We start from the raw sequence: 23655 nt of genomic DNA on the forward strand, positions 1-23655 counted from the left end.
GAGGTCACCATGAAACAACACACACTGAGTCTGTGGCTCGGTGGGGTGTTGTTCGGCCTGTTAACCTCCGCCGCGCAGGCGGAGCCGTGGACGCTCGAACACACCCTGACCGAAGCCCAGCGCTACTCGGCAGAACTCTCCGCCAGCCGTAACGAAGCGCAGGCCCTGGATGCGATGGCGGATTCCGCCACGCAATTACCTGATCCAAAACTGAAATTCGGTATTGAAAACGTGCCGGTACAGGGCAGCAACGATCGGCGGCTTACGCGCGAAGGGATGACCATGCAGAAGGTTGGCATCATGCAAAGCTACGTCAGCTCAGAGAAGCGGGAACGTAAAGCACAGACTTTTCAGGCGCAGGCGCGAAGCGTGCTGGCAAAATCCGAGGCCGTACGTGCCGCGCTTCAGCGTGATACCGCCCAGGCCTGGCTGGATCTGGCGCTGGCACAGCAGGCGCTGAAAACGGCCAGAACGCTGGTCCGTGAAACGGAACGCCAGCGGGGCGTGCAGAAGGCGAGCGTCGGGGCGGGAGGCGCAACGCCGGACAGCGTACTGGCCCTGCAAATGATCCTCAGCGCCATGCGCGACAAAGAGACGCTGGCGCAGCGGGATGTGCAGCTGGCGCAAAGCCGTCTGCTGGAGCTAACAGGGCACGCTATTACGGCGGTTCGCGGTCCGCTGCCGCGCTATCAGCGCCTTCCTGCCGATGAAAAAACGTTGCAGGAGGGGATTGCCAGACACCCGGAAGTGGAGGCCGCGCGACGTGAAGCAGAGACCGCGAAAGCGCGTTCAGCGCAATCTGCCGTGGCAGCGATACCCGATGTGGATGTGGAGGTCTATTACGCCCACCGCGCCGAAGGCTATGACGATATGGCTGGCGTGATGTTCAGCGTGGATCTGCCTTTGTTCCAGTCAAAACGTCAGGACAAGGATTACGCCGCCGATGTTTCCCGCTCAATGCAGGCGGTGGATCAACTGACGCTGCTCAAACGCGAACACATTGCCCAGGTGCAAACGCTGGTGGCGCAGTATCAGGCTGCGCAAACGGTGTGGCAGCGTCAGCGGGATGAGGTACTACCGTTGCAGCGACAACGGCTGGCGGTGCTGACGGCGCAATATCGTTCTGGACAGTCGGCGCTTCCGGCCCTGCTGGAGGCGCGTCGTGGCGTACTGGATACGGAACTGGCGGTGAACCAGGCGGAGCGCGAAATGGCGCGAACCTGGGCTGCCGTGAACTGGCTGATCCCGCAGGAGCTGGCGCAATGAAAAAAACAACGTTAATGGCGATTGCCATCGCGATAGCTGTCGCTGGCGGCTATTTTGTCGGACAGAAGCAGACGCATCAGCCGGATGCGGCTTCACAACCATCTGAACGCAAGGTGCTTTACTGGTACGACCCCATGGTGCCCGGTCAGCGCTTCGATAAGCCGGGTAAATCCCCCTTTATGGATATGGATCTGGTCCCACGCTACGCCGATGAAGCGCAGGCGGCGTCAGGCGTGGCCATCAGCACTCAACAGCAGCAAAACCTGGGGATGAAAACCGCCAACGTTGAGATGCGCCAGCTGGTTTCGCCGTTCTCGGCCTTTGCCACGGTTGCAACGGATGAACGTAACGTCTCGGTGTTGTCAGCCCCGGCCAATGGCGTGGTGTCAAAATTGTTTGTTAATGCGCCGCAGCAGCAGGTAAAAGCCGGAGAGGCGCTGGCGCAACTGTGGATCCCGCAGTGGACCGCCGCCCAGCAGGAGTATCTCGCGGTTCGTCAGCTTGGCGATGCCGCATTGACCCGCGCCGCTCGCGAGCGGCTGGCGTTGCAGTTTATGCCAGAAGAGGTCATTCGTTTGCTGGAGCGTAGCGGTAAGCCGCAGACCACGCTCATTCTGCGCACCGACCGGGCGGGCTATGTGGTGAAGCTGGACGTGCGGGAAGGGGCGCAAATCACCGCAACGGCGCCGCTGTTTGAGATCGCCAGCCTCGATCCGGTCTGGCTGGTGGTCGACTACCCGCAAACGCAGGCGCAGTCTCTGGCGGTGGGCAGCAAGGTGGTAGCAACCTCAGAAAGCTGGCCGGGGGAGCAGTTCCACGGCACGGTCAGCGAATTGCTGCCGCAGATGGAGGCGGCCACGCGAACCCTGAAAGCCCGTATCGTGCTGGAAAATTCCGCACATAAGCTGAAGCCGGGCATGTACCTCTCCGTCAGCCGTGCGGAAGAGCTGAAAGGCCCGCCGGTGCTGGCGGTGCCGGAAGAAGCGGTGATTAACAGCGGAGAGTCTGCGCGTCTGCTGCTGGCTACCGGGGACGGTTATTTTCAGCCTGTGACGGTGAAAACCGGCCTGACGGCGCAGGGCTGGACGGCGATCCTGTCCGGGGTCAAAGAGGGCGATAAGGTGGTGACGTCCGGGCAATTCCTGATTGATTCCGAAGCCAGCCTGCGTAGCGTGATGCCGGAGGTGACGCCATGATTGCCGCTGTGATTCGCGCCTCGTTGCGTAACCGCCTGCTGGTGATCCTGGCCGCGCTGATGATGGCCAGCTGGGGCTGGTGGGCGGTGCAGCGCGCGCCGCTGGACGCGTTGCCCGATCTGTCTGATGTGCAGGTCATTATCAAAGCGAGTTACCCCGGGAAAGCGCCGCAGGTGATTGAAGATCAGGTGACCTGGCCGCTGACAACCTCCATGTTGTCTGTGCCGGGTGCCAAAACCGTGCGCGGTTTTTCAATGTTTGGTGACGCTTATGTGTATGTGCTGTTTGAGGATGGTACCGATCTTTACTGGGCGCGATCCCGGGTGCTGGAATATTTAAGCCAGGTACAGGCGCAGTTTCCGCCGGGCGTGAAGGTGTCGCTGGGGCCGGATGCGACGGGCGTGGGCTGGATCTACGAATATGCGCTGATCGACCGTAGTGGAAAACACAGCCTGGCAGATCTGCGGGCCCTTCAGGACTGGACGCTTAAGTTCGAGCTTAAGACGGTACCGAATGTATCTGAAGTGGCAAGCATTGGCGGAATGGTGCGTCAGTATCAGATCGTGGCGGACCCGGCGAAAATGCGCGCGCTGAATATTACCCACAGCCAGCTATCCGGCGCGGTGCAGGCCGCCAATAAAGAGAGCGGCGGCGCCCTGCTGGAGATGGGCGAAGCGGAGTATATGGTGCGGACAACGGGCTATTTGCGCTCGCTGGAGGATTTTCGCTATGTGGTGATCGCCACCCGCAATGGCGTACCTGTCCTGCTGAAAGATGTCGCCACCATTGGCATTGGCCCGGAGATCCGCCGGGGCGTGGCGGAGCTTAACGGTGAAGGGGAGGTTGCTGGCGGCGTAATCGTGATGCGCTACGGGCAGAACGCGCTGGAAACCCTTCGCGCGGTAAAAGCGAAACTGAGCGAGCTGCAAAAAACGCTGCCGCAGGGCGTCGAGATTGTTCCGGTCTACGATCGCTCCACGCTGATTGAGGAGTCGGTCAAAACGCTGACGCACAAGCTGCTCGAAGAGTTTGCCGTGGTGGTACTGGTGTGCGCGCTGTTCCTGTTCCACCTGCGTTCCGCGCTGGTGGCGATGGTTTCTCTGCCGCTGGGGATCCTCGGGGCTTTTGTGGTGATGCACTATCAGGGCATTAACGCGAATATGATGTCGCTCGGCGGGATCGCCATTGCCATCGGAGCGATGGTGGATGCGGCAATTGTCATGATTGAAAATATGCACAAGGTGCTGGAGCAGTGGCGGCATGATAATCCGGGCAAGGAGCCTGCGTCGGGAGAGTACTGGCGTCTGGCGGAAAAGGCGGCGGTTGAAGTGGGACCGGCGCTGTTTTGCAGCCTGTTAATCATCACGCTGTCATTTATACCGGTATTTTCGCTGGAAGCGCAGGAGGGGCGAATGTTCTCGCCGCTGGCGTTCACCAAAACCTGGTCGATGGCCGTGGCCGCCGGGCTTGGGATCACTCTGGTGCCGGTGCTAATGGGCTTCTTTATCCGCGGGAAAATCCCGGATGAGAAGGCAAACCCGATAAACCGCCTCCTGATCCGCCTGTATGAGCCGCTGCTTGATAAGGTACTGACCTTCCCGAAAACGACGCTGGCACTGGCATGTCTGCTGCTGATCGCCACGCTCTGGCCGCTGAGCCGCCTGGGCAGTGAGTTTATGCCGCCGCTGGAGGAAGGGGATTTACTCTATATGCCCTCCACGCTGCCGGGGATCTCTGCTCGCGAGGCATCGCGGCTGCTTCAGCTGACGGACCGCTTGATCAAAAGCGTACCGGAGGTGGCGAGCGTGTTTGGCAAAGCTGGTCGGGCGGAGTCGGCAACCGATCCCGCGCCATTAACCATGCTGGAAACAACTATCCACTTTAAGCCCCGCGAGCAGTGGCGGCCTGGAATGACGCCGCAAAAGCTGGTGGAGGAGCTCGATAAAACCGTGTCGCTGCCGGGCATTGCCAATGTGTGGGTGCCCCCTGTCCGTAACCGTCTGGACATGCTGGCAACCGGGATCAAAAGCCCGGTCGGCATTAAGGTGAACGGCAATAATATTGCCGACATTGAGCGCGTGGCCCGGCAGATTGAGCAGGTGGTGAAGGACGTTCCTGGCGTCTCCTCGGCGCTGGCGGAGCGACTGGAAGGCGGGCGCTACGTGGATATTCGTATCGACCGGCAAAAAGCCGCGCGCTACGGCGTTTCCGTCGATGAACTGCAAAGCCTGGTCTCCACGCTGGTCGGGGGCGATAACATTGGTGAGGTGATCCAGGGACGCGAGCGGTACCCCATCAACCTGCGTTATCCCCGCGATTTGCGTGATAACGTCGACACGTTGCGGGTGTTGCCGGTAGTAACCGCCAGCGGTAGCCAGGTGGCGCTGGGGGAACTGGCCGATATCGTCGTGACGGAAGGCCCACCGATGCTAAAAAGTGAAAACGCGCGCCTTTCCAGCTGGATCTACGTGGACTTACGCGGGCGCGATCTGAAGTCCGCCGTAGATGAAATGCAAAAACGGGTGGAGGAGAAGGTGCTATTGCCGCAGGGCGTATCTCTCTCCTGGTCCGGGCAGTTTGAATATCTGGAACGGGCGACCGCGACGCTTAAAATAGTCTTACCTGTCACGCTGATGATTATATTCATCCTTTTATGGTTAACCTTCAGGCGGATATCAAATGTCCTGATAATAATGGGGACATTGCCTTTCGCGCTTATTGGTGGGGTGTGGTTATTATGGCTGCTTGAATATAATTTGTCTGTGGCGGGGGCCGTTGGCTTTATCGCCCTTTCCGGGGTGGCAGCAGAATTCGGCGTAATTATGGTTCTATATTTGAATCATGCGCTTGATAAATATCACAGGCTTGAGCCAGAAGGGGGAAATACGGTGCTATTGCGGGCGATCCACGAAGGTGCCGTGCTGCGCGTGCGTCCGAAGGTGATGACGGTCGCCACTATTATGGCGGGACTGCTGCCCATCATGTGGGGCAATGGGAGTGGCTCGGAGGTGATGCAACGTATTGCTGCACCGATGATTGGTGGCATGGTTACTGCACCGTTATTGTCGATGTTAGTTATTCCCGCACTCTACAAATTGTTACATCAACGTTAAAAATGTCAACTGCATGTGCTTATTCAGGCATGCAGTTTATGTATCGTCAGACTATTCTCAGGAGCGGGATGGTAATTAGGAATAACACCCATGCTGTTAAGCGTTCATTCAAGTATTCTGTGCTAAGGTCTGCACCGAATACTAAATATGGTAATGGCATTGTGATTGTACGAATTAAATTCCCCCTGATTTTATTGTTTATTATTGCGCAGTTATCATTTGCGTCTGCTGTTAATGCACAGAGCAATACAGCGGATAAAAGCTGGTTCACCACCTTCACGGATAACGTTGCGCAAACATGGAACGAACCTGAACATTACGATCTCTATATTCCGGCCATTACGTGGCATGCACGTTTTGCCTACGATAAAGAAAAAACAGACCGTTATAACGAGCGTCCGTGGGGGGCTGGTTTCGGTCAGTCTCGCTGGGATGAAAAAGGTAACTGGCATGGCCTGTACCTGATGGCGTTTAAGGACTCCTACAATAAATGGGAGCCTATTGGTGGCTACGGCTGGGAAAAAACCTGGCGTCCGTTATCAGACGACAACTTCCGTCTTGGGCTGGGCTATACGGCAGGGTTCACGGCGCGTGATAACTGGAAATACATTCCTGTTCCGGTACTGTTGCCGCTTGCCTCCATCGGCTATGGTCCTGCAACGTTTCAGATGACCTACATACCGGGTACGTATAACAACGGTAACGTTTACTTTGCCTGGATGCGGTTTCAGTTTTAACTGAATTTGTCTGGTAAATCGGCCAAAAAACGCACAGACATTGAAATGTAAAGGATAAAAATCGGACAGCGAAAATTAACGCGACTTTTGTCACTTTTTATCAAAGATCCGCTGGACAAAACGCCTCACAATTGTTGTACTGATACCCGACACAGCATTTGTGTCGTTTTTTAATGTAAAGGTAATTTTGATGTCTAAGATTAAAGGTAACGTTAAGTGGTTTAATGAGTCCAAAGGATTCGGTTTCATTACTCCTGAAGATGGCAGCAAAGACGTGTTCGTACACTTCTCTGCAATCCAGTCTAATGGTTTCAAAACTCTGGCTGAAGGTCAGCGCGTAGAGTTCGAAATCACTAACGGTGCCAAAGGCCCTTCTGCTGCTAACGTAATCGCTCTGTAATTCAGACGCGTCAGCAAGAATTTCAAAACCCGCTCAATGAGCGGGTTTTTTTCGGTATGAATCAACCAAAAAGATAGATCTTCAGAAAGCTGGCGACGATCGCGACGCTTAGCAATACCATACCCACGCCTGACAGATTCTCTCTCATGCTATCACCCTCGTTCAATATTGAGCCAAGAATGACAGAGAAAAATTAAGCCAACATTAAGGTTGTCGCGCTTAATGTCCGCTGGCGGAGGAAAATAACCAGAATGCGATCGCAGTCATCGCAAACGAGCCAAGCATGTTAACGGCAATGTTCGTCAGCGCCCAGCCCATCCGGCCTTCCTGAAACAGAAACACCACCTCCGCAGAGAAGGTAGAAAACGTCGTTAAACCGCCGCAGAAACCGGTCGTAATCAATACCTTCCACATAGGGTCGATGTTGGTCATGCGATTAAACCACGCCAGCCCCATCCCGATGATAAATGCCCCGATCAGGTTTGCCGCCAGTGTCCCCATCGGAATGGCCTGATGCAGCGGGTTAAACCGCATGCTTAAGAGCCAGCGCGCAACGCTACCCGTGCCCCCACCAATAAAAACGGCTATAAGTAGTTGTAACACTGTCAATACCTGCTATTTGCTGTGTAAGTGCGTCGAGTGTAACGCTGTTTTTAACCGGGAGACAATTATGTATGTTGCAGTAGGGCAGTTTGCGGTGACGCCGGACTGGAATGAAAACGCGGACAAGTGCATCTCCCTGATGAACCAGGCGAAGCAAAAAGGGGCGGCGCTGCTGGTGCTTCCTGAAGCGTTACTGGCGCGCGATGATGGTGATCCGGACCTGTCGGTAAAGTCTGCGCAAATGCTGGAAGGGGCGTTTCTGAAACGACTGCTGGCCGAAAGCGTCGGTAACGCGCTCACCACCATTTTGACTATCCATGTTCCCTCCACGCCGGGGCGGGCGGTGAACACGCTGGTGGCGATACGTGAAGGCGCTATTGTCGCAAGCTACGCCAAACTTCATCTGTATGATGCGTTCAGCGTCCAGGAGTCGCAACTGGTCGATCCGGGGAGTGTAATTCCGCCGCTGATTGAGGTGGAGGGTTTTAAGGTTGGCCTGATGACCTGCTACGATATCCGTTTTCCGGAGCTGGCGCTGAACCTGGCACTACAGGGGGCCGAGGTGCTGGTTCTGCCCGCCGCGTGGGTCAGAGGACCGCTTAAGGAGCATCACTGGGTAACGCTACTGGCCGCACGCGCGCTGGACACCACCTGCTATGTAGTGGCTGCGGGTGAATGTGGCAATAAAAATATCGGGCAGAGCAGGGTTGTCGATCCGCTGGGAGTGACCGTAGCCGCGGCGGCGGAAGCGCCTGCTTTACTGCTGACGGAGATAACGTCAGCACGAATAACGCTTGCGCGTCAGCAATTACCTGTTCTGCGCAACCGCAGGTTTGCGCCACCGCAATTAATATGATGTTTTTTTCAACAATGCTTGATTCACCTTGTTACAGATTGCTATTGTGTGCGCGCGCCTGATGACCGTTAATACGTTCAGGTTTCTTTGGCGCTGAATGCAGCCTGTTTCATGTAAAGAAGGTATTTATGGGTGAGATTAGTATTACCAAACTGCTGGTGGTTGCCGCACTGGTCGTCCTGCTGTTCGGTACCAAGAAGTTACGCACGCTGGGTGGAGACCTGGGTGCTGCCATTAAAGGCTTTAAGAAAGCAATGAACGATGACGACGCGGCAGCGAAGAAAAGTGCCGAAGATGACATCGCAGCACAGAAGCTTTCACACAAAGAGTAATGGCAATGCTGCAAGGCTTGCATAAAAAAACCGGCTCACGAGGCCGGTTTTTTGTTTTACTGTAAATAAGTTTTACAGCTTTATTTCACTTCTTCGCCCTTCGCCTGCATATCGGCGTGATAAGAGGAGCGAACAAACGGACCGCACGCAGCGTGGGTAAAGCCCATCGCCATCGCTTCGGCTTTCATTTCATCGAACTCATCCGGATTCACGTAACGCTGTACAGGCAGGTGGTGACGGCTTGGCTGTAGATACTGCCCCAGCGTCAGCATGGTGACGCCGTGGCGACGCAGATCGCGCATCACTTCAATGATCTCAGCGTTGGTTTCACCCAGTCCCACCATCAGGCCAGACTTGGTAGGAATATGCGGATGGGCTTCTTTAAAGCGCTCCAGCAGCTTCAGCGACCAGTTGTAATCTGCACCTGGACGCACCTGACGGTAGATACGCGGTACGTTCTCCAGGTTGTGGTTGAACACGTCTGGTGGCGTCGCGGTCAGGATATCGAGCGCGCGGTCCATACGGCCACGGAAGTCCGGCACCAGCGTCTCAATCTTAATGTTCGGGCTTTTTTCGCGGATGGCGGTAATGCAGTCAGCGAAATGCTGAGCACCTCCATCGCGCAGATCGTCACGGTCAACGGAGGTGATAACAACATAACGCAGCGCCATATCGGCAATGGTCTGCGCCAGTTTTTGCGGTTCGTTAGCGTCAGGCGCAACAGGACGGCCATGAGCAACGTCACAGAACGGACAGCGGCGGGTGCAGATGGCACCCAGAATCATAAACGTCGCGGTACCGTGATTGAAACATTCAGCAAGGTTAGGGCAGGAGGCCTCTTCACAGACAGAGTGGAGGCCATTTTTGCGCATCGCCGCTTTGATCCCCTGAATACGCGAAGAGTCAGCCGGAAGTTTAATTTTCATCCATTCCGGTTTTCTTAACAGCGCCTCGCGCTCTGTAGCCACGTTTTTAACCGGGATAAGGGCCATTTTATCGGCATCGCGGTATTTAACACCGCGTTCCATCACAATGGGTTTACTCATAGCGTGCGTGTTCCAGTTGCGAATATCGAAGGAAAGCGTTTCAATTCAAGGGAATGTTGTAATTATCAACTATTTTTGAACGAACGACAGGCAGTATAACATTTAAAGGGGCGGTAAAGCAGCCTGCCAGGTCGCCAATTTGTAAAATAGTTGTTGTTTTGTGCCTTTTGCCCCGCATGCGGCAGGGCCTTACGCTGAAAGGCGGATCAAAAAGTCTGGCGGATCACATTGATGACGTTTTCCAGCGCCGGATCGCGCAGGCTTAGCTTGTTGTAATGCAGTGAGATTTCAATAGATTCCGTCGTAAGTTGACTTAATGGAATGCTCTCCAGTGGCCAGCACTTTTGAAGCAAAGTGAAGAGACGCACAGGCATGATACAGAGCAAGTCGCTGCTGCCAATCAGGGCCGCGAGGGTAAACATATTGTAACTGCTAAAGCTGATCGGACGGTCCGGGAACAGTTCGTCAATACGTTGTCGCAGCGGATCCTGACCCTGTCCTTCGGACATAAATGTCGCATGTTCGTAATGGCGCAAATTTTCTGGCGTCAAAGGTGCGCTCAACGCAGGGTGAGCCTGACGACAAACGAGCGCCAGAGTGTCGGTATAAAGTACGTTATGCCCTAACGCTCTGGCCGTAAAGCTATTGCCGTCGATGATCAGGTCCGTCTGGAATTGCGCCAGCTGTGTTTCCGGATCGGTGACGGGCACGTTGCGGATAAGCAACTGTGGCGCATGCTGTTTCACCGCCTGATAGATGGCCGGCATGACCAGAACGCCCACTGAGGGAGAGGTGCCTATGGTGATAGTTCGTTGCTTATCGTAACTGCCGGTGAGATCCAGCGCGCCCAGTATTGATTCCAGACCCTGGCTGATGTACTCGTGCAGATGGGTAGCGTACGCGGTTGGGGTTACGCCCTGGCCTTTACGAATAAATAACGGATCGGGAAATATCGCGCGCAATTTTTGAATTGACTGGCTAATAGCAGAGGGCGTGAGATTAAGAATTTTCGCAGCATTAACGATACCTTTATGGACATATACCGCCTCAAAAATAGTCAATAAATTGAGATCAATATTACGTAAAGTCCGAAAAATTTGCGGCTTATCTTCGCCGCTGGTTTCATTCAGGCGTTTGGCTGGTAAATTAGTAGGCTCCACGCTCTTACTCCGTATCCATTCACAATATGAATGATAGTTGAATTTATTTATTATGCTTGCAGAGATTCGTAAAGTGTTTAGTAAGTTTCCATTATTTATCGAAAACAAGCAGTTGGGTGATTGTCACGCACGTTACACGAAACCCGGCGATGGTTCTATTAAGGTTCTAATTAATATGTGACGCTAATATATGGGCGACTCGAAAATATAGAATATGCGGTTTATTGTAAAGCGTAAATGCGGTAATTAAGCAGTGGCTGGTCAAATAACTGAGCCACTGCCCGAGGTAAGTTAAGCAGCAATATATTCGTAGGAGGGATTGTTAAGCAGTGCTAAAAAGTTCTTCAGAAGCACGGGCCGGATATTGTCAGGCGTGGCGGTATCGACCCACTGGCGCATTTGCGTCATTTCCATACCGGCATACCCACATGGGTTGATGCGCTGGAAGGGGGCCAAATCCATATTGATATTCAGCGCCAGCCCGTGGAACGAGCAGCCTTTGCGGATACGCAGCCCCAGCGAACAGATCTTCATCTCTCCCACATAAACGCCCGGGGCATCGGCGCGAGGGTGAGCGTCAATATCGTACTCAGCCAGCGTATTTACCACGGTTTGCTCCAGTAAGGTCACGAGCTCACGCACGCCCAGCTTTCTGCGTTTCAGGTTAAGCAGAACATACATCACCTGCTGGCCCGGGCCGTGGTAGGTCACCTGTCCACCGCGATCGCTCTGGATCACCGGGATATCGCCCGTCATCAATAAATGTTCGGCTTTTCCTGCCTGGCCTTGAGTGAACACCGGCAGGTGTTCAACCAGCCAGATTTCATCAGGCGTGGTGTCATCGCGCCTGTCGGTAAAGTCATGCATAGCCTGAGAGACAGGCTCGTAAGGCTGTAGCCCAAGATGGCGGACAAGAATTTTATCCTGGTACAAAAGGATGTCTCCGAAGACAAGGGAGAATAGGTAACGGGGAGTATATCACAGCGGGAAAGTGGGTTACCCGGCAAACCGGGTAACCGCAGAAGGACTACAGCACCATACGAACAATTTCAATATTGCCGAGCTCTTCGTACAGCGTCTCAACCTGCTCAATGTGTGTCGCAGTGATGGTGATTGAGACCGAGTGGTAGTTACCTTTGCTGCTCGGTTTGACTGATGGAGAGTAGTCGCCCGGCGCATGGCGCTGTACCACTTCAACCACCTGATCAACCAGCTCAGGTTTCGCCAGACCCATTACTTTGTAAGTAAAAGGGGTAGGGAATTCAAGCAGTTCGTTAAGTTTGGTTTTCATGTCAGCTCCGGCGTGTGTATAAAAAATAATAACTCCCGCCACGGGGCGGGAGTTTTACTGATACGTAGTATATGGGGATCAAAATCACACTTTCAAGTGTTCAATTTTTAACCAAACCAGTGATGGAACATCAGCTTAATGTAATCAATGATTTTGCCGAAGAAATTGCCTTCAGGAATTTCCTCCAGCACCACCAGCGGGCGCTGATCGATGGTTTTTCCATCCAGCTGGAAGTTGATGGTACCCACGACCTGATTCTTTTGCAGCGGGGCGTGCAGCTCGGTGGTATTCAGCACGTAGCTGGCTTTCAGATCTTTCATACGACCGCGTGGGATCGTCAGATAGAGATCTTTGTCCACACCCAGGGAAGCACGGTCGTTATCGCCAAACCAGACAGGTTCAGAGGCAAATTCTTTCCCGGCTTTCAGCGGATTCACGGTTTCGAAGAAGCGGAAGCCCCAGGTCAGCAGTTTTTTACTTTCCGTTTCGCGTCCTTTAAACGTGCGGCCCCCCATCACGGCAGAGATCAGACGCATCTGGCCTTCAGTGGCAGAAGCCACCAGGTTATAGCCGGCTTTGTCGGTGTGACCAGTTTTGATGCCGTCGACGTTCAGGCTATTGTCCCACAGCAGGCCGTTACGGTTGGTCTGACGAATGCCGTTGAAGGTGAACTCTTTCTCTTTGTAGATAGAGTACTCGTTTGGCACATCGCGGATCAGCGCCTGACCGATCAGCGCCATGTCACGCGCGGAGCTGTACTGACCTTCGGCGTCCAGGCCGTGAACGGTCTGGAAGTGGCTGTTTTTCAGGCCCAGCGCAGAGACGTAGCTGTTCATCAGGCCCACAAACGCGTCCTGGCTGCCCGCTGCAAAATCGGCCATTGCCACGCAGGCGTCGTTACCGGACTGCAAGTTGATGCCACGGATAAGCTGAGAGACCGGAACCTGCATGCCTGGCTTCAGGAACATCAGCGATGAACCTTTGAACACCGGGTTGCCGGTTGCCCACGCATCGTTACCGATAGTCACCAGATCGGTTTCTTTAAATTTACCCGCTTTCATGGCCTGGCCGATAACATAGCTGGTCATCATTTTGGTCAGGCTGGCCGGGTCGCGGCGGGCATCGGCGTTCTGTTCTGCCAGAACTTTGCCGGAGTTGTAATCAATCAGGATGTAGGATTCCGCGTCGATCTGCGGAACGCCAGGGATCATGGTCTTGATGTTCAGGTCATCCGCGTGAGCTGCGGAGAACGCAGCAGCGCAAAGGGCCGTGGTCAGCGCCATGCGCTGCACAAAACGAGCAGAAAAAGTGGTCTTCATGGTCAGAACTACGACATCCGTGATGGAATTAAAAAAAGTGCCTTACTATAGCAAATGCTATACGGGCAGGCATCCGACTTTCATCATGAGAGTGTTAACGTGGTTTACACAAACTGACATTTCGGATACCACCGATTAATTACTTCGCAACAGCGATAAACGACTGGAGCTGCGCCTCGCTCTGCAAACGCTGTTGCAGGGACGCTGCCTGCGATTTGCTGGCAAACGGACCCATCTGGATACGCCATACCGCACCGTTTTGCTCAACGCGGCCTGGCACGCCAAACTGCTGGCTTAAACGCTGCTGATACTGCTCTGCACGGGCCCGATCGCTGACGGCGCCAACCTGAACCACGTAGCTGCCGCTCGCCGTCGCAGGCGCCGCAGTCTGCGTAGCAGCCGGTGCGGTCACCGGGGCGGGTTGTGTAGCGGGTGCAGCAACAACGGGCGCAGGCGCTGGGGCAGGTTCATTTGATTCAATCACGCCCGGCGCTAACGTGGTGGGTGCACCAAGGAAACCACTGCTTTTCACCGGGGCGCCTGTCGCATCTTCACTTTGTAGCGTATCGTTGCTGATGGCGTGTACTTCACCCTGCGGCTGCGCGGGCTCTGCTGGCATTGAAGCGCCCCCCATACCACCGCTTAGATCCGGGCGTGCGGGCAGGGCGTAGGTCTGTTTCGCGACCGTGGTACAGGCCGTGCCCGGGCCAGACAGCGAACCATCCTGCGCCACGATAATCGGGTCGATACGCACTTTTGTATTATTTGAGGTATTCAGACGGTCGGCTGCCGCGCGTGACAGGGAGATCACGCGATCGTTGCCGTAAGGGCCACGATCGTTGATACGTACCACGATCATCCGGCCATTCGCCAGGTTAGTGATGCGCGCATAGCTTGGAATAGGCAGTGTCGGGTGTGCCGCCGTGATCTGCATCGGATCGAAGGTTTCACCTGACGCGGTCAGATTGCTGCCTGGCTCAGCGTCATAGATGGCAGCAAAGCCGGCCTGGCTGAAACGGGAAGGATCCTGAACGATTTTATAGCTTTTACCGTCGCGCTGATAATCCTGATTCACGCTGGCGTTCAGCGGTTCATAAACGGGATCGGCACCGCTAATTTCAACAATCGGGCCATTACAGACCGCAGGCTGCGGCGGCGCGACGGTTGCCTGTTGCTGACCATCATCACTTGTACAGGCGGCAAGTAAACTTGCTGCGATGCAGATCCCCAGCCACTGCTTACGCATTGCGATCCCCTTATTTTTATACGCTTTTGGACAACATTTTCCTGTGGGTATGGATCGACATGACGATACCAAACCCGGCCATCAACACGATCAGTGCCGAGCCCCCGTAACTCACCAGCGGCAGCGGTACGCCAACAACCGGCAGAATACCACTCACCATACCAATATTTACGAAGACATAAACGAACAAAATCAACATTAATCCACCCGCCATAACCCGGCCAAAGGTGGTCTGCGCGCGTGCGGCAATGTAGAGCCCACGCATGATCAACAGCACGTAGAGTGCAAGCAGCACCAGAATGCCAACCAGCCCTAACTCCTCAGCCAGAACGGCAAAGATAAAGTCGGTGTGGCGTTCCGGTAAAAATTCGAGCTGCGACTGTGTCCCGTGCAGCCAGCCTTTTCCGCGCAAGCCGCCGGAGCCAATCGCAATCTTCGACTGAATAATATGATAGCCTGCGCCCAGCGGATCGGTCTCGGGATCGAGCAGCATCATCACGCGCTGGCGCTGGTAATCATGCATCAGGAAGAACCAGAGAATAGGAATAAAGGCAGCCAGCAGGACCACCGCGATGCCGATCAGACGCCAGCTCAGGCCGGACAGGAACAGGACGAACAGGCCGGAGAGGGCGATGAGAATCGAGGTACCGAGGTCAGGCTGTGCGGCCACGAGCAGCGTCGGCAGGAAAATCAGCACCAGCGCAATGGCGGTATTCTTCAACGACGGCGGGCAGACGTCGCGGTTAATGAAGCGCGCCACCATCAGCGGAACGGCGATTTTGGCGATTTCTGACGGCTGGAAGCGGACAATCCCCAGATCCAGCCAGCGTTGCGCCCCCTTCGAGATAGCACCGAACGCATCTACTGCCACCAGCAAAATGATACAGAAAATATAGAGATAGGGCGCCCAGCCCTCATACACGCGCGGTGGTATTTGCGCCATCACCACCATAATGACCAGACCCATGGCGATCTGGCCAACTTTACGCTCCATCATGCCGATATCCTGGCCGCTGGCGCTCCAGATAACGAGGGCGCTGTACACCAGCAGAGCCAGCAGGATCAGCAGCATGGCAGGGTCGATGTGGATCTTATCCCACAGCGATTTTTTATTCGGATTATCCGTCATGATTATTGGTCCTCCGCCGCAGCGGCTGCCGGGTTTTCAGCTGGCAGTTCGGTGTTGTTATCACCCAGCATGATGTGGTCGAGGATTTGACGCATGATGGTACCCACCGCCGGGCCTGCGCCGCCGTTCTCAAGAATCATCGCCACCGCAACCTGCGGGTTATCATAAGGGGCAAACGCCGTCATGAGCTTGTGGTCACGCAGACGTTCGGCAATTTTATGTGCGTTATAGGTTTCATTCGCTTTCAGACCGAAGACCTGAGCCGTACCTGATTTCGCGGCAACCTTATACGGTGCGCCAGCGAAATATTTGTGCGCCGTCCCGTTAGGGCGGTTGGCTACGCCATACATCCCGTCTTTCGCGATTTCCCAGTACCCGGAATGAATGTCACCCACCGGCGGCTCGTGCGGCTGTATCCATGGCACTTTTTTGCCGTCTTCTACGGTGCTTTGCAGCAGGTGCGGTACTTTCACAACGCCATCGTTGATGAGGATCATCATCGCCTTGTTCATTTGCAGCGGCGTTGCCGTCCAGTAGCCCTGGCCGATCCCCACCGGAATGGTGTCACCCTGATACCAGGGTTTTTTAAAGCGCTTCAGCTTCCATTCGCGGGTTGGCATGTTGCCGGAACGTTCTTCCGCCAAATCTATACCGGTGTAATGTCCGTAGCCGAATTTGCTCATCCATTCAGACAGACGATCAATACCCATGTCGTAGGCGACCTGATAGAAGAAGGTATCCGCCGACTCCTCCAGTGATTTGGTCACGTTCAGATGGCCGTGACCCCATTTTTTCCAGTCACGGTAGCGTTTTTCAGAGCCAGGCAACTGCCACCAGCCAGGGTCAAACAGACTGGTATTACGAGTAATGACGCCCGCGCTCAGCGCAGAAACGGCGACATACGGTTTTACCGTTGAGGCTGGAGGATAAACCCCCTGCGTGGCGCGGTTCACCAGCGGGGTGTTTGGATCGTTGAGCAGGCCGGAGTAATCCTTGCTGGAGATGCCATCCACGAAGAGGTTCGGATCGTAGCTTGGCATAGAAACCATCGCCAGAATACCGCCGGTACGCGGGTCGGTCACGATCACGGCGGCCCGGCTACCCGCCAGCAGCGTTTCGATATACTGCTGTAGCTTCAGGTCGAGCGTCAGATAAACGTCATGTCCCGCCTGTGGGGGAACCTCTTTGAGCTGACGGATCACGCGGCCACGGTTGTTAACTTCAACCTCTTCATACCCGGTCTGACCGTGCAGGACATCTTCGTAATAACGTTCAATCCCAAGCTTGCCAATATCATGGGTTGCGGCGTAGTTAGCCAGCTTGCCGTCTTTATCAAGGCGTTCGACGTCTTTATCGTTAATTTTGGAGACGTAGCCTATGACGTGCGTCAGCGCGGAGCCGTAAGGATAGTAGCGACGTTTATAGCCTTTGACTTCCACACCGGGGAAACGGTACTGGTTAACGGCAAAACGGGCGACCTGCACTTCCGTCAGGTTGGTTTTTACCGGAATAGAGGTGAAGCGGTGAGAACGTGCGCGCTCTTTTTTGAACGCAGCGATGTCGTCATCAGTCAGGTCGACAACGCTTCTCAGCGCGTTCAGCGTATCCTGCACGTTATCCACTTTCTCCGGCATCATCTCTATCTGGTAGATGGTGCGGTTTAGCGCCAGCGGGGTGCCGTTACGATCGTAGATAATGCCGCGGCTGGGCGCGATGGGCACCAGCTTGATACGGTTTTCGTTTGAGCGGGTCTGGTAATCGGTATAGCGGACAATTTGCAGATTATAGAGGTTGGCGATCAGCACGCCGGTAAGCAGCAAAATCCCCGTAAAGGCGACCAGCGCCCGGCGCACAAACAGCGCGGACTCAGCCGTATAGTCGCGAAAAGAATTCTGTAGTTTCATCCGCTGCTTAAATTACCCTGGTCAGTCATTACTCGCGGTGATAAGGGTGGTTGGTAGTGATGCTCCATGCGCGATACAAACTTTCTGCCACGAGAACCCGCACAAGCGGGTGGGGCAACGTCAGCGCCGAGAGTGACCAACTTTGTTCTGCTGCCGCTTTGCAGGCGGGAGATAACCCCTCTGGTCCGCCAATCAACAGACTGACATCACGACCATCCTGCTTCCAGCGCTCCAGTTCGTGCGCCAGCTGCGGCGTATCCCAGGGTTTTCCCGGGATATCGAGGGTCACGATGCGGTTTTTGCCTGCGGCAGCCAGCATCAGCTCTCCCTCTTTATCGAGAATACGTTTGATATCTGCGTTCTTGCCGCGCTTTCCTGCTGGGATCTCCACCAGTTCGAACGGCATATCTTTTGGGAAACGACGCAGATACTCAGTAAAACCGGTTTGTACCCAGTCCGGCATTTTGGTGCCGACGGCGACCAGTTGCAACTTCACGCATTAACCCCAGAGTTTTTCCAGCTCATACAGGCGACGGCTCTCTTCCTGCATGACGTGGACAATCACATCGCCGAGATCGACAACCACCCAGTCAGCGGTCGCTTCACCTTCAACGCCCAGCGGAAGCAGCCCTGCCGCGCGCGATTCCTGAACAACATGGTCAGCAATCGAAACAACGTGACGAGTTGAGGTCCCGGTGCAGATGATCATGCAGTCGGTGATGCTGGATTTACCCTTAACGTCGATAGCGATGATGTCCTGACCTTTCAGGTCATCAATTTTGTCGATAACAAAATCCTGGAGTGCTTTACCCTGCAAGTTTTCCCCCTGGGTGAATGAGATTGTACAACTATGAATTCGTGGCCAGTCAGTATACCTGAACTGACGCCAGTCGCGGGACAAATGTCACCGCCCGGCTTTTGAAGGCGGGTATCATCCCACCCTCCGCCTGAGATTGCATCGCCATTTTTGTAAAACAATTTCTGTAAAGCAGCGATCGGCGGGAAAGTCTGGCAGCGGAGGATATCAGTATGGCTTAGCCTGTCAAGGCAGGATAAACATTAACAGACAATTTCGCCGGTGATGATCAGGCATCTGTACTTTTCTGATACAAACCGTGTGCGTGGATATAGGCCAGCACGGGCGAGGGCAGGAGATCGTCACAGTCTAAACCTTGCTGGAGACGCTCGCGGATGAGGGTCGCGGAAATATCAAACCACGGCGTTTCAGCGAGGTAAATTTTCCCGGCGGGTAGACTGTGCAGGTCTTCTATATTGTCCGTCAGATGCGCCTCAAGCCACTGCTGATGCTGCGCATCGCGCATGGTCAACGGGTAGCCCGGACGGCGGCAGACCAGCAGATGACTGTTTTCCAGAATGGTTTCGTACTGGTACCAGCTGGGAAAGTTGAGCAAGGAATCCTGGCCGATGATAAACGCCAGCGGTTGCATGGGCCCCTGCTCAGCGCGCCACTCCCGCAGCGTTTGCGATGTCCAGGAAGGGGTATCCCTGCGCAATTCGCGCTCATCCAGCGTGAAGAGAGGCTTATCCGCGATAGCCAGCGCGAGCATCGCTTTGCGCTGCTCGCTGGTTGCTTCTGGCTGAGGACGATGCGGAGGAACATTGTTGGGCATGATGATTACCCGCTGCAACCCAATCAAATTCGCGAGGATTTCTACCGGCTTAAGATGCCCATAGTGTACCGGGTCGAAGGTCCCGCCATACATTGCCTGTAAAGAATGCATATCACCCATCGATAAATACGTCTGCCAGCGCCTTATGGCAGAGCAGCAAAGAGATGCTCTCCAGCTCCGCCCAGACAGACTGGCCGTAGTCCTGTTTTAACGTCAGTTCGGCGCGCATCAGAAGTTGCACTGCCTGACGCAACTGCTCCTGGCTCAGGCGGTTTATCGCCTCCGTGGTCATCGCCCGACGGTTCTGCCAGACGCGATGTTTATCGAATAAGGCGCGCAGGGGCGTATGTGCCGACTGACGTTTAAGGTTGTTCAGCAGCAGTAATTCGCGCTGGAGCGTGCGGAGCAGAATGACCGGCTCACTCCCTTCCAGGCGCAGCTGTTGCAGTATGTGCAGGGCTCGCTTACTTTTCGCCGACAGCAGCGCATCAACCCAGTGGAAGGGAGTAAAGTGCGCGGCATCATTCACCGCCTGTTCCACGCGCGGTAGCGTCAGCTTGCCATCGGGCCACAGCAGGGCGAGCCTGTCCAGCGCCTGCGCCAGTGCCAGAAGGTTGCCTTCATAGCAATAGCAAAGGAGCTGGCTGGCGGCATCATCCAGTTGCAGATTGTGCAGCTTTGCGCGCGCGGCAACCCATTTTGGCAGATGCGCCTGTTCTGGCGTCTGGCAGGTGACCAGTACCGCATTGGTGGCAAGCTGGGTAAACCAGGTCGCGTTTTCCTGCGCTTTCGTGAACTTGTTACCGCGTACGATAAGCAGCAGATCGCCGTGTAATAAACTCACCAGCATGGTCAGCTGTTCATTGATGGCCGCGTTAGGACCATTCTCTGGCAGCACGATCTGGATTGTCTGACGAGAGGCAAACAGGCTCATGGCCTGACAAAGCGAGAAGATAGCGTTCCAGTCGGTACTGTTATCGATCTGGAACGTATGATGCTCATCGAAACCCTGCGCGGCTGCCGCATGGCGAACCGCATCAAGGCTTTCCTGAAGTAACAGGGGGTCATTGCCGAGTAGCAGATAGGCCGCGCGCAGCCCTTCGTTGAGCTGCGCGCGGAGTTGTTCAGGATACAACCTGATCATCAGTTACCCAGCGACGTTGGCATATCCGGCGTGCTGGCATCCGGTGTTTCGATAACGTCAGCGCCTTTTTTCGTCGACGCGGCAATGGCAGGCAGTCTGCGGATCAGTTGCTCCGCGGCCTTATCATACATTTCCTTGATGATAATCTGCTGTTCGGCGTCTTTTGCCAGGGCCGTCTGCGGGTTATCGAAGAACGAGCGGTAGACTTTGGTATTGATAGGGTAAATATCTTTACCTGGCATTAAAACGGCCGCATCAACGGTAAGCACCATTTGATATTCCGCGGTTCGTCCATCCTGGAAGATCGATGCCGTGTCTTGTGACAGCGTTGATTTCAGGACGCGGAGCGAAGGAACATCCTGACGCAGGGTTCCCTTCTCGATCAGCTCAACATCGTTCAAACGCAGCTGGTTACGAATGGCCCGGCTCAGCGGTCCATTCGGATCGGATGAGTCGAAGATCATTGTTTTCATCTGAGCAGGCACTGCCGTGGTATTGCGCAGGTGCCAGCCGCAGCCAGCGGTGACCAGCACCGCCAGAGATAAGAGTATTGTTGCCAGGTGTCGCACGTTTCCTCCCGCGCTTAGCCAACGACCAGATTCAGCAGTTTACCGGGTACGTAGATCACTTTACGTACGGTAACGCCCTCAAGGTATTTCGCGACCAGATGCTCTTGGCCTGCGCGCTCGCGAACCTGTTCTTCGGTTGCGTCGACCGCGACGGTAATTTTACCGCGCACTTTACCGTTAACCTGCACCACAACCAGCGTGGTGTTTTCCACCATAGCGGATTCATCCGCCACTGGCCACGGCGCGTTATCGATATCGCCTTCGCCTTTCAGCTCCTGCCACAGGGTGAAGCTAACGTGCGGCGTGAACGGGTTCAGCATGCGAACGACCGCCAGCAGCGCTTCGCGCATTAACGCGCGATCCTGCTCGCCGTCCTGCGGGGCTTTTGCCAGCTTGTTCATCAGTTCCATAATAGCCGCAATTGCGGTATTGAAGGTCTGACGACGACCAATATCATCGGTGACTTTCGCAATGGTTTTATGAACATCACGACGCAGCGCCTGCTGATCTTCGCTCAGTGCAGCCACGTTAAGCGCTGGCGCATCACCTTGTGAGGTGTGCTCGTAAACCAGTTTCCAGACGCGTTTCAGGAAGCGGTTTGCCCCTTCAACGCCGGATTCCTGCCATTCCAGCGTCATATCTGCCGGGGAGGCGAACATCATGAACAGACGCACGGTGTCAGCGCCGTAACGCTCAACCATCACCTGCGGGTCGATACCGTTATTTTTAGACTTGGACATCTTGCTCATGCCGGTATAAACCAGTTCATGACCTTCGGCGTCTTTCGCCTTCACGATACGGCCTTTCTCGTCGCGCTCCACAATCGCATCAACCGGAGAAACCCAGTTACGTTCACCGTTCGCGCCAACGTAGTAGAACGCATCTGCCAGCACCATACCCTGACACAGCAGCTGTTTTGCCGGTTCGTCGGAGTTGACCAGGCCTGCGTCACGCATCAGTTTGTGGAAGAAGCGGAAGTAGAGCAGGTGCATGATGGCGTGTTCAATGCCACCGATATAGATGTCTACCGGCAGCCAGTAGTTTGCAGCATCGGAATCCAGCATGCCTTCTTTGTACTGCGGGCAGGTGTAGCGCGCATAGTACCAGGAGGATTCCATAAAGGTGTCAAAGGTGTCGGTTTCACGCAGCGCTGGCTGACCGTTGACGGTGGTTTTTGCCCACTCAGGATCGGCTTTGATCGGGCTGGTGATGCCGTCCATGACCACGTCTTCCGGCAGGATCACCGGCAGCTGATCTTCCGGCGTTGGCATCACGGTGCCGTCTTCCAGGGTCACCATTGGGATTGGCGCACCCCAGTAACGCTGACGGGAAACGCCCCAGTCGCGCAGACGGTAGTTGACTTTACGCTCGCCCACGCCCAGGGAGGTCAGTTTGTCGGCGATGGCGTTGAAGCCCTCTTCGAAGCTCAGGCCGCTGAACTCACCGGAGTTAAACAGGGTGCCTTTTTCAGTCAGCGCTTGCTCAGAGAGATCGGGTTCAGAGCCGTCAGCAGCAAGAATAACAGGCTTGATGGTCAGGCCGTATTTGGTGGCAAATTCGTAGTCGCGCTGATCGTGACCCGGCACGGCCATCACGGCGCCTGTGCCGTATTCCATCAGTACGAAGTTGGCGGCCCAGACAGGTATCGCTTCGCCCGTCAGCGGGTGGATCGCTTTGAAGCCGGTATCAACGCCTTTTTTCTCCATCGTCGCCATGTCGGCTTCGGCCACTTTCGTGTTGCGGCATTCGTCGATAAAGGTCGCCAGCTCCGGATTGTTTTCCGCCGCTTTTTGCGCCAGCGGGTGACCTGCGGCCACGGCCAGGTAGGTCGCGCCCATGAAGGTGTCCGGACGGGTGGTGTAGACGGTCAGCGTCTGGTCGTAGTTTTCTACGTTAAAGGTAATTTCCACACCTTCGGAACGGCCGATCCAGTTGCGCTGCATGGTCTTAACGGTGTCAGGCCAGTGATCCAGATTATCCAAATCGTTCAGCAGTTCGTCAGCGTAGGCGGTGATTTTGATAAACCACTGCGGGATCTCTTTACGCTCAACTTTGGTGTCACAGCGCCAGCAGCAGCCATCGATAACCTGCTCGTTCGCCAGTACGGTCTGGTCGTTCGGGCACCAGTTAACGGCGGACGTTTTCTTGTAGACCAGGCCTTTTTTATACAGCTCGGTGAAGAACTTCTGCTCCCAGCGATAATATTCTGGTGTACAGGTGGCCAGCTCGCGGCTCCAGTCGTAGCCAAAGCCCAGCATTTTCAGCTGATTTTTCATGTACGCGATGTTGTCGTACGTCCACGGAGCCGGTGCCGTGTTGTTTTTCACCGCCGCGCCTTCAGCAGGCAGGCCGAACGCATCCCAGCCGATAGGCTGAAGTACGTTTTTGCCCAGCATACGCTGGTAGCGTGCAATCACGTCACCGATGGTGTAGTTACGCACGTGGCCCATGTGTAGTCGACCAGAAGGATAGGGAAGCATCGACAGGCAGTAATACTTCTCTTTGCTCTCGTCTTCGGTTACTTCAAAGGTGCGCTTCTCGTCCCAGTGTTGCTGGACTTTTGATTCTATCTCTTCCGGGCGGTATTGCTCTTGCATGGCAGCCAGTGGTCCTGTGTTCAATACAGCTACAAATGTAGCCAATGGATGTGGTAATTCAGATCCGCATAGCATAGCCCAAACGCCCGCGTCAAAACAGCCTTTCACGCAAATGC

General features: G+C 54.9%; 22 protein-coding genes. 7 read left to right on the top strand and 15 right to left on the bottom strand.

The window, feature by feature from the left end; genetic code table 11:
* The first annotated feature begins 9 nt into the window (after nucleotides 1-9).
* The 5 genes from ACNQ0T_RS19495 (at nucleotide 10) to cspE (ending at nucleotide 6712) form a co-directional block, all read left to right on the top strand.
* Nucleotides 10-1266 (top strand): TolC family protein, encoded by a 1257-nt coding sequence (locus tag ACNQ0T_RS19495; protein ID WP_022647419.1) that lies wholly within the window; start codon nucleotides 10-12, stop codon nucleotides 1264-1266.
* Nucleotides 1263-2462 (top strand): efflux RND transporter periplasmic adaptor subunit, encoded by a 1200-nt coding sequence (locus tag ACNQ0T_RS19500; protein ID WP_280005220.1) that lies wholly within the window; start codon nucleotides 1263-1265, stop codon nucleotides 2460-2462. Before ACNQ0T_RS19495 ends, ACNQ0T_RS19500 begins: the two co-directional genes overlap by 4 nt.
* Nucleotides 2459-5575, top strand: coding sequence for an efflux RND transporter permease subunit (locus ACNQ0T_RS19505; protein ID WP_063853985.1), 3117 nt, complete (start codon nucleotides 2459-2461; stop codon nucleotides 5573-5575). Before ACNQ0T_RS19500 ends, ACNQ0T_RS19505 begins: the two co-directional genes overlap by 4 nt.
* A gap of 161 nt (nucleotides 5576-5736) precedes the next feature.
* Nucleotides 5737-6312, top strand: a complete 576-nt coding sequence (gene pagP / locus ACNQ0T_RS19510; protein WP_032621658.1) for a lipid IV(A) palmitoyltransferase PagP — start codon at nucleotides 5737-5739, stop codon at nucleotides 6310-6312.
* Nucleotides 6313-6502: 190 nt separating this feature from the next.
* On the top strand, nucleotides 6503-6712 hold the full coding sequence (gene cspE / locus ACNQ0T_RS19515) for a transcription antiterminator/RNA stability regulator CspE (RefSeq protein WP_002439184.1): 210 nt from the start codon (nucleotides 6503-6505) through the stop codon (nucleotides 6710-6712).
* A gap of 219 nt (nucleotides 6713-6931) precedes the next feature.
* Here the strand turns inward: cspE and crcB are convergent, their stop codons facing one another.
* On the bottom strand, nucleotides 6932-7315 hold the full coding sequence (crcB, locus tag ACNQ0T_RS19520) for a fluoride efflux transporter CrcB (protein WP_017382474.1): 384 nt from the start codon (nucleotides 7313-7315) through the stop codon (nucleotides 6932-6934).
* A 67-nt stretch (nucleotides 7316-7382) separates the two neighbouring features.
* Here crcB and ACNQ0T_RS19525 point away from each other — a divergent pair, with 67 nt between their 5' ends.
* A complete protein-coding gene (locus ACNQ0T_RS19525; protein ID WP_417930336.1) occupies nucleotides 7383-8171 on the top strand; it encodes a deaminated glutathione amidase in 789 nt (262 codons plus the stop codon).
* Between the two features lie 128 nt (nucleotides 8172-8299).
* On the top strand, nucleotides 8300-8503 hold the full coding sequence (tatE, locus tag ACNQ0T_RS19530) for a twin-arginine translocase subunit TatE (protein WP_022647424.1): 204 nt from the start codon (nucleotides 8300-8302) through the stop codon (nucleotides 8501-8503).
* 80 nt (nucleotides 8504-8583) lie between these two features.
* Here tatE and lipA read toward each other — a convergent pair whose 3' ends face one another.
* The 14 genes from lipA to leuS form a co-directional block, all read right to left on the bottom strand.
* The gene (gene lipA / locus ACNQ0T_RS19535) at nucleotides 8584-9549 is read right to left on the bottom strand and encodes a lipoyl synthase (RefSeq protein ID WP_417930337.1); all 966 of its coding nucleotides are present in this window, start codon (nucleotides 9547-9549) and stop codon (nucleotides 8584-8586) included.
* A gap of 206 nt (nucleotides 9550-9755) precedes the next feature.
* Nucleotides 9756-10709 (bottom strand): YbeF family transcriptional regulator, encoded by a 954-nt coding sequence (locus ACNQ0T_RS19540; RefSeq protein WP_417930338.1) that lies wholly within the window; start codon nucleotides 10707-10709, stop codon nucleotides 9756-9758.
* A gap of 291 nt (nucleotides 10710-11000) precedes the next feature.
* Complete coding sequence (gene lipB / locus ACNQ0T_RS19545) at nucleotides 11001-11642, bottom strand: lipoyl(octanoyl) transferase LipB (RefSeq protein ID WP_045308970.1); 642 nt, start codon at nucleotides 11640-11642, stop codon at nucleotides 11001-11003.
* Nucleotides 11643-11736: 94 nt separating this feature from the next.
* The gene (gene ybeD, locus ACNQ0T_RS19550; RefSeq protein WP_003858718.1) at nucleotides 11737-12000 is read right to left on the bottom strand and encodes a DUF493 family protein YbeD; all 264 of its coding nucleotides are present in this window, start codon (nucleotides 11998-12000) and stop codon (nucleotides 11737-11739) included.
* A 107-nt stretch (nucleotides 12001-12107) separates the two neighbouring features.
* Nucleotides 12108-13319 carry a D-alanyl-D-alanine carboxypeptidase DacA gene (gene dacA, locus ACNQ0T_RS19555; RefSeq protein ID WP_003858714.1) on the bottom strand — a complete coding sequence of 404 codons (1212 nt, stop codon included), beginning with the start codon at nucleotides 13317-13319 and terminating at the stop codon, nucleotides 12108-12110.
* Between the two features lie 139 nt (nucleotides 13320-13458).
* A complete protein-coding gene (gene rlpA / locus ACNQ0T_RS19560) occupies nucleotides 13459-14565 on the bottom strand; it encodes an endolytic peptidoglycan transglycosylase RlpA (RefSeq protein ID WP_023305687.1) in 1107 nt (368 codons plus the stop codon).
* Between the two features lie 16 nt (nucleotides 14566-14581).
* The gene (mrdB, locus tag ACNQ0T_RS19565) at nucleotides 14582-15694 is read right to left on the bottom strand and encodes a peptidoglycan glycosyltransferase MrdB (protein WP_022647428.1); all 1113 of its coding nucleotides are present in this window, start codon (nucleotides 15692-15694) and stop codon (nucleotides 14582-14584) included.
* Between the two features lie 2 nt (nucleotides 15695-15696).
* Entirely contained in the window at nucleotides 15697-17598 is a 1902-nt protein-coding gene (gene mrdA / locus ACNQ0T_RS19570; protein WP_015571138.1) for a peptidoglycan DD-transpeptidase MrdA, read from the bottom strand.
* A gap of 28 nt (nucleotides 17599-17626) precedes the next feature.
* Nucleotides 17627-18094, bottom strand: a complete 468-nt coding sequence (gene rlmH / locus ACNQ0T_RS19575) for a 23S rRNA (pseudouridine(1915)-N(3))-methyltransferase RlmH (RefSeq protein ID WP_003858701.1) — start codon at nucleotides 18092-18094, stop codon at nucleotides 17627-17629.
* A gap of 3 nt (nucleotides 18095-18097) precedes the next feature.
* Nucleotides 18098-18415, bottom strand: a complete 318-nt coding sequence (rsfS, locus tag ACNQ0T_RS19580) for a ribosome silencing factor (protein ID WP_003858696.1) — start codon at nucleotides 18413-18415, stop codon at nucleotides 18098-18100.
* A gap of 268 nt (nucleotides 18416-18683) precedes the next feature.
* The gene (gene nadD, locus ACNQ0T_RS19585) at nucleotides 18684-19349 is read right to left on the bottom strand and encodes a nicotinate-nucleotide adenylyltransferase (RefSeq protein WP_164715801.1); all 666 of its coding nucleotides are present in this window, start codon (nucleotides 19347-19349) and stop codon (nucleotides 18684-18686) included.
* Nucleotides 19342-20373, bottom strand: a complete 1032-nt coding sequence (gene holA / locus ACNQ0T_RS19590; protein ID WP_417930339.1) for a DNA polymerase III subunit delta — start codon at nucleotides 20371-20373, stop codon at nucleotides 19342-19344. Before holA ends, nadD begins: the two co-directional genes overlap by 8 nt.
* Nucleotides 20373-20942 carry an LPS assembly lipoprotein LptE gene (gene lptE, locus ACNQ0T_RS19595; RefSeq protein WP_022647432.1) on the bottom strand — a complete coding sequence of 190 codons (570 nt, stop codon included), beginning with the start codon at nucleotides 20940-20942 and terminating at the stop codon, nucleotides 20373-20375. The genes holA and lptE overlap by 1 nt, the downstream gene beginning before the upstream one ends.
* A 14-nt stretch (nucleotides 20943-20956) precedes the next feature.
* Nucleotides 20957-23539 carry a leucine--tRNA ligase gene (gene leuS / locus ACNQ0T_RS19600; RefSeq protein ID WP_333028800.1) on the bottom strand — a complete coding sequence of 861 codons (2583 nt, stop codon included), beginning with the start codon at nucleotides 23537-23539 and terminating at the stop codon, nucleotides 20957-20959.
* Nucleotides 23540-23655 lie beyond the last annotated feature (116 nt).

The sequence above is a fragment of the Enterobacter cloacae complex sp.6700776 genome (assembly GCF_048284255.1).
Taxonomy (GTDB): Bacteria; Pseudomonadota; Gammaproteobacteria; order Enterobacterales; family Enterobacteriaceae; genus Enterobacter; species Enterobacter intestinihominis.

Bases quoted from the DNA above. Each gene is read 5' to 3' on its own strand.
- ACNQ0T_RS19495 (WP_022647419.1), top strand. From the start codon at position 10: ATGAAACAACACACACTGAGTCTGTGGCTCGGTGGGGTGTTGTTCGGC.
- ACNQ0T_RS19500 (WP_280005220.1), top strand. From the start codon at position 1,263: ATGAAAAAAACAACGTTAATGGCGATTGCCATCGCGATAGCTGTCGCT.
- ACNQ0T_RS19505 (WP_063853985.1), top strand. From the start codon at position 2,459: ATGATTGCCGCTGTGATTCGCGCCTCGTTGCGTAACCGCCTGCTGGTG.
- cspE (WP_002439184.1), top strand. From the start codon at position 6,503: ATGTCTAAGATTAAAGGTAACGTTAAGTGGTTTAATGAGTCCAAAGGA.
- ACNQ0T_RS19525 (WP_417930336.1), top strand. From the start codon at position 7,383: ATGTATGTTGCAGTAGGGCAGTTTGCGGTGACGCCGGACTGGAATGAA.
- tatE (WP_022647424.1), top strand. From the start codon at position 8,300: ATGGGTGAGATTAGTATTACCAAACTGCTGGTGGTTGCCGCACTGGTC.
- lipA (WP_417930337.1), bottom strand. From the start codon at position 9,549: ATGAGTAAACCCATTGTGATGGAACGCGGTGTTAAATACCGCGATGCC.
- ybeD (WP_003858718.1), bottom strand. From the start codon at position 12,000: ATGAAAACCAAACTTAACGAACTGCTTGAATTCCCTACCCCTTTTACT.
- dacA (WP_003858714.1), bottom strand. From the start codon at position 13,319: ATGAAGACCACTTTTTCTGCTCGTTTTGTGCAGCGCATGGCGCTGACC.
- rlpA (WP_023305687.1), bottom strand. From the start codon at position 14,565: ATGCGTAAGCAGTGGCTGGGGATCTGCATCGCAGCAAGTTTACTTGCC.
- mrdB (WP_022647428.1), bottom strand. From the start codon at position 15,694: ATGACGGATAATCCGAATAAAAAATCGCTGTGGGATAAGATCCACATC.
- mrdA (WP_015571138.1), bottom strand. From the start codon at position 17,598: ATGAAACTACAGAATTCTTTTCGCGACTATACGGCTGAGTCCGCGCTG.
- nadD (WP_164715801.1), bottom strand. From the start codon at position 19,349: ATGGGTGATATGCATTCTTTACAGGCAATGTATGGCGGGACCTTCGAC.
- holA (WP_417930339.1), bottom strand. From the start codon at position 20,373: ATGATCAGGTTGTATCCTGAACAACTCCGCGCGCAGCTCAACGAAGGG.
- leuS (WP_333028800.1), bottom strand. From the start codon at position 23,539: ATGCAAGAGCAATACCGCCCGGAAGAGATAGAATCAAAAGTCCAGCAA.